Annotated in this window: 12 protein-coding genes and 1 tRNA gene; 6 read left to right on the plus strand and 7 right to left on the minus strand. The window is 57.1% G+C overall.

Annotation, left to right across the window (positions count from 1 at the left end):
* The first annotated feature begins 7 nt into the window (after positions 1-7).
* Positions 8-400, plus strand: coding sequence for a globin (locus CIP100161_RS09080; RefSeq protein WP_155873772.1), 393 nt, complete (start codon positions 8-10; stop codon positions 398-400).
* Here CIP100161_RS09080 and CIP100161_RS09085 read toward each other — a convergent pair.
* The 5 genes from CIP100161_RS09085 to CIP100161_RS09105 all read right to left on the minus strand — a co-directional run bounded on the left by CIP100161_RS09085 (position 397) and on the right by CIP100161_RS09105 (position 6,071).
* Positions 397-1,017 carry a hypothetical protein gene (locus tag CIP100161_RS09085; protein WP_155873774.1) on the minus strand — a complete coding sequence of 207 codons (621 nt, stop codon included), beginning with the start codon at positions 1,015-1,017 and terminating at the stop codon, positions 397-399. The genes CIP100161_RS09080 and CIP100161_RS09085 overlap by 4 nt on opposite strands.
* A 9-nt stretch (positions 1,018-1,026) precedes the next feature.
* Positions 1,027-1,470 (minus strand): acyl-CoA thioesterase, encoded by a 444-nt coding sequence (locus CIP100161_RS09090; protein WP_010935345.1) that lies wholly within the window; start codon positions 1,468-1,470, stop codon positions 1,027-1,029.
* Positions 1,471-1,595: 125 nt separating this feature from the next.
* Positions 1,596-3,266 (minus strand): energy-dependent translational throttle protein EttA, encoded by a 1,671-nt coding sequence (ettA, locus tag CIP100161_RS09095; protein WP_003852495.1) that lies wholly within the window; start codon positions 3,264-3,266, stop codon positions 1,596-1,598.
* Between the two features lie 97 nt (positions 3,267-3,363).
* Positions 3,364-3,852: a single-stranded DNA-binding protein gene (locus CIP100161_RS09100; protein ID WP_155873776.1), complete on the minus strand. Its 489-nt coding sequence runs from the start codon at positions 3,850-3,852 to the stop codon at positions 3,364-3,366.
* A 182-nt stretch (positions 3,853-4,034) separates the two neighbouring features.
* On the minus strand, positions 4,035-6,071 hold the full coding sequence (locus tag CIP100161_RS09105) for a cytochrome c oxidase assembly protein (protein WP_155873778.1): 2,037 nt from the start codon (positions 6,069-6,071) through the stop codon (positions 4,035-4,037).
* A gap of 225 nt (positions 6,072-6,296) precedes the next feature.
* On the opposite strand from CIP100161_RS09105, the gene CIP100161_RS09110 reads away from it, so the two are divergent.
* Together CIP100161_RS09110 and CIP100161_RS09115 are read left to right on the plus strand one after the other, a co-directional pair.
* Positions 6,297-8,582 carry a carbon starvation CstA family protein gene (locus CIP100161_RS09110; RefSeq protein WP_155873780.1) on the plus strand — a complete coding sequence of 762 codons (2,286 nt, stop codon included), beginning with the start codon at positions 6,297-6,299 and terminating at the stop codon, positions 8,580-8,582.
* 19 nt (positions 8,583-8,601) lie between these two features.
* Positions 8,602-8,802 carry a YbdD/YjiX family protein gene (locus CIP100161_RS09115; RefSeq protein ID WP_155873782.1) on the plus strand — a complete coding sequence of 67 codons (201 nt, stop codon included), beginning with the start codon at positions 8,602-8,604 and terminating at the stop codon, positions 8,800-8,802.
* 31 nt (positions 8,803-8,833) lie between these two features.
* Here the strand turns inward: CIP100161_RS09115 and CIP100161_RS09120 are convergent, their stop codons facing one another.
* Positions 8,834-10,039 (minus strand): MFS transporter, encoded by a 1,206-nt coding sequence (locus CIP100161_RS09120; protein ID WP_155873784.1) that lies wholly within the window; start codon positions 10,037-10,039, stop codon positions 8,834-8,836.
* A 238-nt stretch (positions 10,040-10,277) separates the two neighbouring features.
* Positions 10,278-10,351, minus strand: a tRNA-Arg gene (locus tag CIP100161_RS09125).
* A gap of 96 nt (positions 10,352-10,447) precedes the next feature.
* Between CIP100161_RS09125 and CIP100161_RS09130 the strand changes: the two genes are divergently transcribed.
* Genes CIP100161_RS09130 through orn form a run of 3 tightly spaced genes read left to right on the plus strand, consistent with a single transcriptional unit; the run spans position 10,448 to position 12,989 of the window.
* Positions 10,448-11,479: an MDR family oxidoreductase gene (locus CIP100161_RS09130; RefSeq protein ID WP_155873786.1), complete on the plus strand. Its 1,032-nt coding sequence runs from the start codon at positions 10,448-10,450 to the stop codon at positions 11,477-11,479.
* Between the two features lie 58 nt (positions 11,480-11,537).
* The gene (cmrA, locus tag CIP100161_RS09135; protein ID WP_155873788.1) at positions 11,538-12,338 is read left to right on the plus strand and encodes a mycolate reductase; all 801 of its coding nucleotides are present in this window, start codon (positions 11,538-11,540) and stop codon (positions 12,336-12,338) included.
* An 18-nt stretch (positions 12,339-12,356) separates the two neighbouring features.
* The gene (gene orn, locus CIP100161_RS09140; RefSeq protein WP_155873790.1) at positions 12,357-12,989 is read left to right on the plus strand and encodes an oligoribonuclease; all 633 of its coding nucleotides are present in this window, start codon (positions 12,357-12,359) and stop codon (positions 12,987-12,989) included.
* Positions 12,990-13,029: the final 40 nt, after the last annotated feature.

Raw genomic sequence — 13,029 nt, forward strand, 5'->3', positions numbered from 1 at the left:
AGCCACCATGAACACCCCTGCGTCTTTTTATGAGTCCGTCGGTGGCGAGGAAACCTTCCATCTCATCGTGCACCGTTTTTACGAACGCATGCGTAACGACGACCTCATCGGCCCCATGTACCCCGACGATGATTGGGAAGGCGCCGAAGATCGCCTCCGCTGGTTCCTCGCCCAGTATTGGGGCGGGCCACAGACCTTCTCTGAAAACCGTGGCCACCCGCGCCTGCGCATGCGCCATGCCCACTTCCCCATTGGTATGGACGAGGCTCAGCGCTGGCTGGATATCATGTCCGACACCTTGGACAGCATCGACGAGGCAACTCTTCCCCCAGCCCACCGCGCCGCCATGTGGGATCACATGCAGCGCGTGGCCCAGATGCTTATTAACCAAGCCCCTTAGATTGGGAACAACAATCCGATCCCCTCGCTGCGATACACGCTACCGAAGGGGGCATCGATACGACTCCACCGCCCCACTTGCGATACTCGCAGGTGTCGCGGGATATTTTCCGGCGCGTTCATACCAGGGATAAATCCCAGCGAGGTACACGCAAAGATCATGCGCATAGGAATGTCTACCGAGGTGTTGTTTCCGGTGACAGTCAACACCGTTTGATTGAGCAAGCTCACCGGCGGTCCAAGGCTGCTGCTGAACTGTTTTGCCAGCGCTTGGCCTTGGTCGGCGAGTTGGCGAGCTACGGCCACGGGGATTTCGTCGACAAGCTCAAAGCCTTCAGCTGGGGGCAGTGCACCTGGCCAGCCCGCTGGCACAGCAGGACCACTGCCTGCGGCGAGGAGATCAGCGCTACGCAGCACGGCACCGTCGCTACTGGCGGTTCCCAACACTCGGCGAGAAACAATCACATCAAAGGGTGTGGTCACAAAAACGTTGACCGCCTCCCCTACTTGCTGCAAGCGCGCGTAGGAAGAGGCGTCGAGCCCCACTGCGCGTTGCAGCAGGGACGTTAAACCGGACTGCCCTGACTGTACGGTCAGGGATACCGAGGAATTACTCATAGCACAAAGCTACTGCTCTGACTCCTGTTGTGTCGAGGCTGCAAACTGGGTGAGCACCTGCAGCTCGTGGGCGGCGATGGCGCGTGGCCTTGTGGTCAGCATGTCTACTGCTACCTGAACAGCGATAACGGTGGCACAGACGTGGCCTTCGCCGTCTTTAAGGTGCTGGCGAGTGGTAAACGAGGTGTTGCCGATGTGCACAACTTCGGTTTCTACCACTACTTGCGAGGTGCTTGGCATGATGGGGCGAAGATAGTCCACCTCGATGTGGCGAACAAAGACGGCCGGAATCTGGTGGCCTTTCACAGCAAAGTTGTCGTTTGCCCACACAGTGCGAGCCTCTTGGGCGAGATCCACGTAGGCGGAGTTAGTCACGTGACCGAAGCGGTCAAAATCCGTCCAGCGAACAGGGACGGTGGCGGTGTGAACTTGGTGAGAAGATTCAGTGCTCATTGAAATTTGCCGTGTACTTTCTACAATCCTAAAAGTCGTTTAGTTCACAATAGTATCTAGACCAGCGTGTTACCTAAAGCACAAAAGCCACCTCAGAAAGCGCCGAGGTGGCTTTTGACTTAAAACTAGCGGGTGAGCTTGCGGTGCGTCACACGCGATGGGCGTGCAGCATCGGCACCAAGGCGCTCGACCTTGTTCTTTTCATAATCCTCGAAGTTGCCCTCGAACCAGAACCACTGGCCTTCTGCAACGTTGCCTTCCCACGCGAGGATGTGGGTACAGGTGCGGTCCAAGAACCAACGGTCGTGGGAGATGACCACGGCACAACCAGGGAACTTCTGCAACGCGTTTTCCAAAGAACCCAAGGTTTCCACGTCGAGGTCGTTAGTTGGCTCGTCAAGCAGGATCAAGTTGCCGCCCTGCTTCAAGGTCAGCGCAAGGTTCAGGCGGTTGCGCTCACCACCGGAGAGAACCTTAGAAGGCTTTTGCTGATCTGGGCCCTTGAAGCCGAAAGCAGACAGGTATGCACGCGATGGCATTTCGTTTTGACCAACATGGATGTAATCCAAGCCATCGGAAACAACTTCCCACACGGTCTTTTCGGGGTCGATGTTCTCACGGTTCTGGTCAACGTAGCTCAGCTTCACCGTCTGGCCAACCTTGACCTCGCCGCCGTCTGGCTGCTCTAGGCCAACGATGGTCTTAAACAGGGTGGACTTACCCACACCGTTCGGGCCGATCACACCAACAATGCCGTTGCGTGGCAGGGTGAAGGAAAGATCCTTGATCAGCACACGGCCATCAAAGCCCTTGTCGAGGTGCTCAACCTCAACAACCTGGTTACCCAGACGTGGTGGCGTAGGGATCTGGATTTCTTCGAAGTCGAGCTTCTTGTACTGCTCGGCCTCGGCAGCCATCTCCTCGTAGCGCTGCAGACGAGCCTTGTTCTTTGCCTGACGCGCCTTGGCACCGGAACGAACCCATGCAAGTTCTTCCTTCAGACGCTTTTGCAGCTTCTGGTCCTTCTTGCCAGCAACTTCCAAACGAGCAGCCTTAGTCTCCAAATAGGTGGAGTAGTTGCCCTCGTATGGGTAAAGCTTGCCGCGGTCGACCTCACAGATCCAGCCAGCAACGTGGTCGAGGAAGTAACGGTCGTGGGTGACGGCCAAAACAGCACCCTTGTAGTCCGCAAGGTGCTTCTCCAGCCACTGCACGGATTCCGCGTCGAGGTGGTTAGTAGGCTCGTCGAGAAGCAAAAGGTCAGGCTCGGAAAGCAGTAACTTGGCCAGTGCTACGCGGCGGCGCTCACCACCGGAAAGGTGGGTCACAGGCTCGTCAGACGGTGGGCAGCGCAGAGCTTCCAAAGCCTGGTCGATTTTAGAGTCGATCTCCCATGCGTCGGCGTGGTCAAGCTCTTCTTGGAGCTTGCCCATTTCTTCCATGAGCTCATCGGTGTAGTTGGTCGCCATTTCCTCGGCGATCTGCTCGAAACGCTGCTTCTTTTCAAAGATGCCACCCAAGCCCTCTTCCACGTTGCCACGGACGGTCTTTTCCTCGTTCAGAGGTGGCTCCTGGAGCAAGATACCCACGGTGGCACCTGGGTCAAGGAAGGCCTCGCCGTTGGAAGGCTGGTCAAGGCCAGCCATGATCTTAAGGATCGACGACTTACCCGCGCCGTTGGGGCCCACGACACCAATCTTGGCGCCTGGATAGAAAGCCATGGTCACATTGTCAAGGATCAGCTTTTCGCCGATAGCCTTGCGCACGTTTTTCATCGTGTAGATGAATTCGCCCACAGTGATGTTCCCCTTAATGTTTCTTGTAGATGTGAAGTCACGTCAAAGGGTACATCACTGTAGCAACATTTGCGCTCTGAACAACCCGCGCGCCCCCTTAGAACGGTACTACCGCCTCCTCGCTGGAAGTTTCGGCATCAAAGCTAGGCTCGGCTCCCGCCACTGGCGCATGCAATCCTGGCGCCTCATGGACGTCGTTTTCCACGGTCTTGCGTGACGACGCACAATACCGCGACAACTCCAATCCCACAGAGTTGGCCTTAAACACAATCTTTGACCGCGCTGCCCCAGAATCTTTATCCGACCACGACTGCGTGGTCAAATACCCCGTGCAAATCACCGGCCGACCCTTACACAGCGTGGTCTTGACGTTGGAAGCAAGCTGCCCCCAACACTCCACATCAATATAGAGCGAGTCAGCATCGACCCACTTGTCCTCCGGGCGCCCCTCAGAATCAGTGGTCTGGTTGGTACGCAAAATGCGCCTACTAGCAGCGATCCGGAACGACGCCACCATGCTGGTCCCCGCCCTGCGTAACGAGGGCTCCCCGATGAGGTTGCCCACGATGGTGCTTTGAATATGCATGATGTTCCCCCTTGTCATCTGTGCCGACTAGGCGTGTCCTAAAAGTCGGTCTGCGCTCATCGTGCACCCCTACGACGATAAGCCGCCACCGCCGTACCCCAGAAACACCAAAATCTGTGGATAACTTCCCCTCTCCACCCACCTAGCCGGAGTTATCCACAGATTTTCAATGCCAGTTCTGCCTAAAATTCGCGATTGTGGTAGTCGGACACTGCATCTTGTCGCCCAGAGTTCATCCGCGCCAACATCTCGTTATAGGCATCGAAGTCATCATCCTCGTGGTTTTCCACGCGCTGTTCGATCTCGGCTTCTTCTTTCCTATCTTCTTGCAGCCACTGGATAAACAAGGTGCCAAACACCACGATCAGCGGGAATGAACCCGAGGCCCATGCGATACCGCCGCCTACGTTTTGATCATGCATAAGATCCACGGCCCACGGCAGGTCCAGGTGCGAGTAGAAGTCCTCGGCCAAGATCTGCGAGAGCTGCATGAGATACACGCCAAAATACAGGTGGAAGGGCATGGAGAAAATCAGCCACGACAACCGCTTGATCACCGAGTTGTACACCGGCTTGGGATCCCCGCCGATCATCTCCCAGTAATAGATGTATCCAGAAAGTAAGAACACAAAGTTCATGGACAAATGCCCTGCGTGCTCAGACACCATCACGTTGTACCACGGGGTGACGTACAGCAGGTAGAAGATGGTAATGAACTGAATGGTATTAAGCGCTGGATGCATGAGGATGCGCAGCGTGGTGGAGTTAAGGAATACCTCCAGCCATTCGCGCGCGCCGGGGCGTTGCGACGTCCCCTGCGGTAGCGCCGCTAGTGCGAGCTCGAAGGGGTTTCCGAGCACCAGGAACACTGGGATCACCATGGACAGCACCATGTGGGTGACCATGTGCATGGAGAACATGGCTGGCATGTAGAGTCCAACGCCGGAGCTCATACTCAGTGATAGTCCGATGGAGCCCAAGAGGAACCAGAAGGTGCGCATGGGTTTCCATGATTCGCCGCGGGCTTTGAGGGTGCGCACGCCCATGATGTAGGCAGCGGTCATGATGAGCCCGATGGTGGTGAACATGATGTCGAAGCGCCACGTGGTCCACACGTTCCATACGGTTGGCGCCTTGGTCAGGGTGTAGCCCATCTCCAGTGCCATGGGTGTCAGGTCGATCACGCGTGGTGGCGGTGGCGGTGTGCGTCCCAAGGATATGGCCACGCCAATGATGGCGGCCATGACCACTAGCTCTGCGATGGCAAGTCTGATAAAAGGTGCGCTGGTAGCACTACGCTCTAATTGTTTGATGGTAATGCTGCGGTGCGCGAAGCCAAACAGGGCAAGCACAATTGTAAGTACCGCTTTGACCACGATCATTCGCCCATATCCGGATGTGAGGAGGTCTTCGGGGCGCACGCGGATAGCAGCGTTGATCAGGCCCGATAGCGTCATGGCGATAATCGCCCATAAGGCGACATGGGAATAGCGTCGCACTGCGGTGGCAAGATCTACGCCTAATCGACGTCCGTGAGCGATCAGCCCCATCAGGCCACCGACCCACAGCAGCATGAAGAGTAGGTGCCACAGGAGCGAGTTGGTGCCGTAGTCGTGGTCGCCACCTGCTGCGGAGTGCCCCTCAAGACCAAGTGGCACGATGGCTGCTATTGCGCCGATAAACCACACCGGTTGACTCTTCCACCGCTGCGAGCGCAAAGAGGCAGTACCTACCACAACAGCAATGATCGCGGTGCATAGCCAAGCGAGGGCTGCCGGCACCTTTTCGATGGCGTTAGGCCAGTTGAAGGGCTGGACTGCTTGGGAGAACGGCTGCCCGGAGACGTCGGAAAGCACGAGCGGGATCATGATTATGGCGATGGCTGCGAATGAGAGCAGCGACATGGAACCGGTGCGGGCGGCGATGTGGCCGTCGACGGTGAGGGTGGCGTCGACAAGCTTGGGTGCTGGGCGCGGCGAGATAAAATACGCCGAAGCCATAAAGGAACCCGTGGCTAGGGCTATGAGTATCCATCCCCCGGCGCGCAAGAACGGTAAGCCTGCGGTGGTGATGGGTCCTGGGTCGGGGATGCCGAGTGCCGCGAGTGATTCGCTGAGGAATCCCCACGAGATGAGGGCACCCACCGTGCCCGCGACCACGAAAAACATCACGTAGAGCGGCCAAGTGCTTCGAACTTGACGCGATACCGGTTCTGACATAACTCCCAAGCCTATATCTTGAACACCGTTTACCCCTAGTAGGGGTGCGAATGCAATTTGTGAGCCTATGAGTTATCTCATGCTGGATATGTCTACCTAAGTGACCGGTATTACTACATGCATAAAATTATTGTTTTAGTCTCTAAGGTATGCACGGTAAGTAGTTATCACATTTACCGTAGTTGTCATCTCTCATCCCTGGACCTGTACACAAGGAACACCGACATGAGCAATCCAGTGCCAACCCTCGCCCCTCCACCACCAGGCGTGGACTACATCGAGTCCTCCAAGGTGCCCCTCCCCGTCGGCGTGGACGACAAGCGACCAATGTCGCTCAAAGCACGCATCACCTTCATCATCATCGCCTTGTTCGCCGCCGCCGGCTGGGGCATGATCGCCTTTGCCCGAGGCGAAACAATCAACGCCGTCTGGATCGTCTTCGCGGCAGTGGGCTCCTACTTCATCGCCTATTCCTTCTGGGGCCGCCTCATTGAATACAAGGTGGTCAAGCCGCGCGACGACCGTGCAACCCCAGCCGAATACATCAACGACGGCCAGGACTTCGTTCCCACCGACCGCCGCGTGCTGTTCGGACACCACTTCGCCGCCATCGCCGGCGCCGGCCCCCTCGTCGGCCCTGTTATGGCAGCTCAAATGGGCTACCTTCCTGGCACCCTGTGGATCGTGCTCGGCGTGATCTTCGCTGGCGCTGTGCAGGACTACCTCGTGCTGTGGGTATCCACCCGCCGCCGCGGCCGCTCCCTTGGCCAGATGATTCGCGACGAAATGGGCACCGTAGGTGGTGCCGCCGGTATCCTCGCCGTGATCACCATCATGGTCATCATCATCGCCGTGCTGGCACTCGTCGTGGTCAACGCGTTGGCCGATTCCCCATGGGGCGTGTTCTCCATCTCCATGACCATCCCCATCGCCATCTTCATGGGCCTGTACATGCGCTACCTGCGCCCAGGCCGCGTTACTGAAGTCTCCGTTATCGGCGTTGTACTCCTGCTGCTGGCTATCATCTCCGGTGGCTGGGTAGCCTCCACCGACTGGGGCGTGGAATGGTTCACGTGGTCCAAGCTCACCTTGGCATGGGTACTAATCGGCTACGGTATCGTTGCCGCCATCCTGCCAGTGTGGCTGCTGCTTGCACCTCGCGATTACCTCTCTACCTTTATGAAGGTCGGCGTGATTGGCCTGCTCGCCATCGCCATCGTGGTGGATCACCCAGACGTTCACATGCCCGCTGTGACCACCTTCGCTCATACCGGCGACGGCCCAGTGTTCGCAGGTAACCTCTTCCCATTCCTATTTATCACCATCGCCTGTGGTGCGCTCTCCGGCTTCCACGCGTTGATCTCTGCGGGTACCACCCCGAAGCTTATTGAGAAGGAATCCCAGATGCGCATGATCGGCTACGGCTCCATGCTGATGGAATCCTTCGTGGCCATCATGGCTTTGATCACCGCCGTAGTGATCGACCGCCACATGTACTTCGTGATGAACTCCCCCGCTACCTTAACCGCACTGGATCCACAGCAGGCTGCCGACTTTGTTAACAGCCTTGGCCTGCCCGGTTCCGGTGTGACTGCCGACGCCCTCACACAGGCCGCAGAAGCAGTGGGCGAACACACCATCATTTCCCGTACCGGCGGTGCTCCTACTCTAGCCTTCGGTATGTCGCAGATCCTGACCGACATCATCGGCCACCCCGGCATGCAGTCCTTCTGGTACCACTTTGCCATCATGTTCGAGGCACTCTTCATCCTTACCACCGTGGACGCCGGTACCCGCGTGGCCCGCTTCATGATGACCGACACCTTGGCAAACGTCCCAGGTCTTAAGAAGTTCGCCGACCCAAGCTGGACCTTCGGCCACTGGATCTCCACCATCTTGGTCTGTGCCCTCTGGGGTTCCATCCTCATCATGGGTGTGACCGATCCACTTGGCGGCATTAACGTCTTGTTCCCACTGTTCGGTATTGCCAACCAGCTGCTCGCCGCTATCGCACTCTCGCTCGTGCTGGTGGTTGTAGTAAAGAAGGGCCTGTACAAGTGGGCTTGGATCCCAGGTGTTCCACTGGTATGGGACGTAATTGTCACCATGACCGCTTCGTGGCAAAAGATCTTCTCCGACAACCCGAAGATCGGCTACTGGGCTCAGCACAACCGTTACCAGGATGCGCTTGCCGAGGGCAAGACCACCTTCGGAACCGCAAAGTCCACCGAGGCTATGGAGGCTGTTGTTCGCAACACCGCAGTTCAGGGCTTCTTGTCTGTCCTGTTCGCCGCACTTGTCATCGTGGTTCTGGTTGCTGCCGCACGCGCATGCATCACCGCCATCATGCAACGCAGCCGCGGTATCGATGTACCATCGTCGGAGGAACCATTCCACGAGTCCGCGTTCTTTGCCCCATCGTCGCTGGGTGCCACGGATGTCGAGAAGGTGCTTGTTGCCGCATGGAACGAGTACGAGCCGCCGTCATCGCACGGACACCATCACCACTAGTTAATAAGGTTGGGCCACTATGAACGCATTAGCCACAATCGCACGATGGATCACTGCCCCTGTGAGGTATTGGGGCGAGGTCTTGGGCGAAAAAGACTACGAAAAATATGTTGCCCACCTCAAGCGCCATCATCCTGGCTGCCCGATCCCCACCGAACGTGAATACTGGCACCGCCGGTGGGCGGATCAGGAAGCCAATCCTGGATCGCGCTGCTGTTAACGCCAACGGCCCACATTGTGGGCCGTTTTTGTTATTCCACGTCTTTGAGTTTGTGCGAGGTTGCAGCCCCCGCGAGCCCGATGGCCGCTAGGAACAGAAGCGCTGGTTGCGGACCCCAGTGTGCGATGGCACCAGAGATCACACCGATGATCAGCAGAACCACGCCCATGAGCGTGTTGGCGGCCCCCACATAGCGCGTGCGTTGGTCGCCTTCAGCCATATCCACAATGTAGGTTTTGCGCGCCACACGGATTCCGGTATGGACCACGTTGACCACGAAGAAACTCAGCGGGAATAACCAAATGTTGATAGCGCTGGGTGCCCACCAAGAGCACGCCACGATCAGCAACAAAACGATGGAGCTGACCAGCGCGCCGTAGCTCATGACCGCGCGTGAGGAGTAGTCGGACCACACTCCTGAAATCCGGCCGCCCACCAGTGCGGATAGCCCCGAGGCCAGCATGAATACGCCGAGCCCGCCGAGCGAGGCCCCTTCTTGATTGCTGAGCACCACGATGAAGGAAGTAGATAGGGCGCTGACGAGGAGGAACGCACGCACGATCACGAATAGGCGGAAGTCTTTATCTTCTACAAACAGCTGCCAGGTGTCGCGCCACCAGTTGGTGGACTGGGTGTGGGTTTGCTCCTCTGGCTCGTCGATCATATGAAACACGAGCGCAGCGACCAACCAAGCGAGCGCCGCAAGCACGATGAGCCCCACGATCACGGCGTGGGTGCTGTGCTCGCGCAGCACCCACAGCAGGGCACCGACGATCAAGGCGGCGGCACCACCGAGGGCGGTTGCTTTGCCGGTTACTACACCTCGCGAACCTTTGGGCACCACGCGACCTTGCACATCTTTCGAGGCTATCGACGTCAGCGAGCGAGCCAGTGACAACCCCGCCAGCAGCGCGATCACCGCCACGGCCAACAACGTCCCCCGCAACAGCGCCGCAGCAACCGCCAGGCCCGCAGCCGACAGCGCCTGACCCACCGCACCTATTACCCAGATCGTTTTACGTTGCGGTTTGCCCACCACCCACGGTGTTAGCGCTGCCTGCGGCAGCATGGAGCCGGACTCGCGAACCGGAACCAACAATGCGATAAAGAATCCCGACGCGCCCGCCGCGTGCAATAGCCACGGCAGCACCGTTTTGGCGGCGACGATCTGGTCGCCAATGTTTTGCAGCCCATTGGACCAGATAAATTTTCGGGCATTCAGTTGTTGGTTAGTCATAAGTACCCATCCTAGGTCTGCGACATGAGGGCGGGTACTTTAGGCAATCGTTTTCTCCTCCTCGAATCCGAGAACGCAAAAACCCAAGGACGGGGTCAACCCCCTGAACAACACCGCCCTTGGGTTTTCGTATTCTTGAGTTCGAGGAGGTGACAAAGCAGCTCCCCCTGCCCCGAAGGCAAAAACCGGCGCCCTGTAAACAGAACACCGGTTAACGCCCTAATTTTTAGGGCAAGAGTGCCCCCAGCAGGATTCGAACCCGCGACCAATCGGGTAGAAGCCGACTGCTCTAATCCACTGAGCTATGGAGGCATTGCTGTGGGTATCTTACTACGGTGTTGGAAGTAGTGAAAACTCGTGGCTTCCGCGCCAGATATATCACAGTTTTAATTAGTGCACTGGGGCACAGTGTTCGCTACTTTGGGTGCCATGTCTAATTCTTCTTCTCGTTCTGTCCTTGTCACTCGTTCGGAGTCTGGCGCAATTTCCACTCAGTTGGTTGAGGCAGATGCTTCGCACGTTAACGACGGCGACGTGTTGATCGATGTTGCGTTCTCCTCGTTGAACTTCAAGGACGGCATGGCGTTGGAGGGCAACCGTGGTGTTGCCCGCACGTTCCCACTGGTCCCAGGCATTGATGCCGTGGGCGTTGTGGTGGAGTCGGCTTCGGATCGTTTTGCTGTTGGCGACAAGGTCGTTGCTAATGGCGAGGGTCTAGGCGAGTTCCGCCATGGTGGCTATACCTCTCAGCAGCGGTTGCACTCGGAGGCTACGGTTGCGTTGCCGGCTGCATTTTCGATGCGTCAGGCTGCTGCGATTGGCACGGCGGGTTATACGGCTGCGCTGTGTGTGAATGCGCTGATTAAGCATGGTGTGAAGCCGGAGGATGGCCCCATTTTGGTAACGGGCGCCACTGGTGGCGTGGGTTCTATTGCGGTGCATTTGTTGGCACAGCGTGGGTATTCGATTGTGACCTCGACAGGCCGCGTGGATGAGCATAGTGATTATTTGCGGGCGTTGGGCGCTAGCGAGGTAATTGATCGTGCCACGTTGAGCGAGAAGTCAAAGCCGCTGCAGAAGGCTGTGTATGCGGGTGTGGTGGATTGCGTTGGTTCACATACGTTGGTTAATGCGTGTGCACAGACGATGTGGGGTGGCATTGTTACTGCGTGCGGCCTCGCACAGGGTCCGGATCTTCCAGGCACGGTGTTGCCGTTTATTTTGCGTGGTGTTTCCTTGGTGGGCGTGGATTCGGTGAACGCACCGTTGGCGTTGCGTGAGGAGGCTTGGGCACTGTTGGCGGAGACTATCGACGTCTCGGTGCTGGAGTCGCTCACAACAACTGTGGGTCTTGATGGTGTGATTGAGGCGGGTGCGCAGTTGTTGCGCAATGAGCGCCACGGTCGCACTGTGGTGGTTGTTAACCCAGACGCTGAGTAAGTCCGTAGGATGTGGGAGAGTTTTATCTTTCCTACATCCTCGACTTTTCGGAGGCATCATGGCTCTTCCTTCCCCATCGGTTCATGCGTTTGCTGTTGTTACGGGCGCTAGTCAAGGTATTGGCCGTGCCATGGCTAGGGATTTGGCGCGGATGGGTCACAATGTGTTGTTAGTGGCCAGGCGCGAGGATGTGCTGCGCGAGTTGGCGGATCAGTTGATGGCTGACCACAGTGTGGTGGCTGAGGTGTATCCGTGCGATTTGGCTGATGCGGATCAGTTGCGTGGTCTTGTTGCTGAGTTACAGGGCCGTGAGGTCAATATCATTGTTAATTCTGCTGGTATTGCTAGTTTTGGTCCGTTTTTGGATCAGGATTGGCAGTATGAGTCGAAGCAGTTTGATTTGAATGCGAGGGCGGTTTTTGAGCTTACGCATGCGGTGTTGCCAGGGATGGTGGCGCGGAAGTCGGGGGCGATTTGTAATGTGGGTTCGGCTGCAGGCAATGTGCCGATTCCGAATAATGCGACGTATGTGTTGACCAAGGCGGGGGTGAATGCCTTTACTGAGGCGTTGCATTATGAGCTGCGGAAGTCGGGGGTGGCGTGCACGTTGTTGGCACCAGGGCCGGTGCGTGAGGCTGTGATTCCGGATGCTGAGAAGTCGATTGTGGATCGCGTTGTTCCAGATTTCTTATGGACGACCTATGAGTCTTGCTCGAGGGAGACGTTGGAGGCGATGGCCTCGAATAGGCGTCGTGTGGTGCCAGGCCCATTGTCAAAGGTGATGAATGCGGTGTCACTGGTGGCTCCTACGGCAGTGTTGGCGCCAGTGATGGGGTGGTTCTACGCCAAGATGGCGTAGAAGGGTAGCGTTATCAGCATGGTAGATACTATTCACCCGAAAAATGATCGTTTGGTGTGGATTGACCTTGAGATGACGGGCCTTGAGTTGGATCGCCATGTCATTGTTGAGGTCGCTGCGCTTATTACGGATGCGGATCTCAACATTATTGGCGAGGGCGTGGATCTGGTGGTTCATGCAACGCCTGAGCAGTTAGCGGAGATGGACGATTTTGTGACCACCATGCATACGTCGTCTGGCCTGTTGGATGAGATTAAGGCGTCGACTGTGTCCTTGCAGGAGGCAGAGGATGCGGTGTTGGCGTTGATTGCGCAGCATTGTGATCCGGAGCATCCGGCTCCGTTGGCGGGTAACTCGATTGCGACGGATCGTTCGTTTATCCGCGCGCAGATGCCACGGTTGGATAAGGCGTTGCATTACCGCATGGTGGATGTGTCTTCGGTGAAGGAGTTGTCGCGCCGGTGGGCACCGCGTGTGTATTTCAATCAACCCGATAAGGGGATGGCTCACCGCGCGTTGGCGGATATTGTGGAGTCGATTCGCGAGTTGGATTATTATCGTCGCGCGTGGCTTATTAGCGATCCAACTTCTGAAGATGCAGAGTCCGCTAAGGCCGACGCAACGGCCGCCTACCAGCAGTTTTTGCAATAATCGGTTTGTAGGTTAATATTGTCACCGTTGCTTAAGCAAG

The sequence above is a fragment of the Corynebacterium rouxii genome, from assembly GCF_902702935.1.
In the GTDB taxonomy this organism is placed as follows: domain Bacteria; phylum Actinomycetota; class Actinomycetes; order Mycobacteriales; family Mycobacteriaceae; genus Corynebacterium; species Corynebacterium rouxii.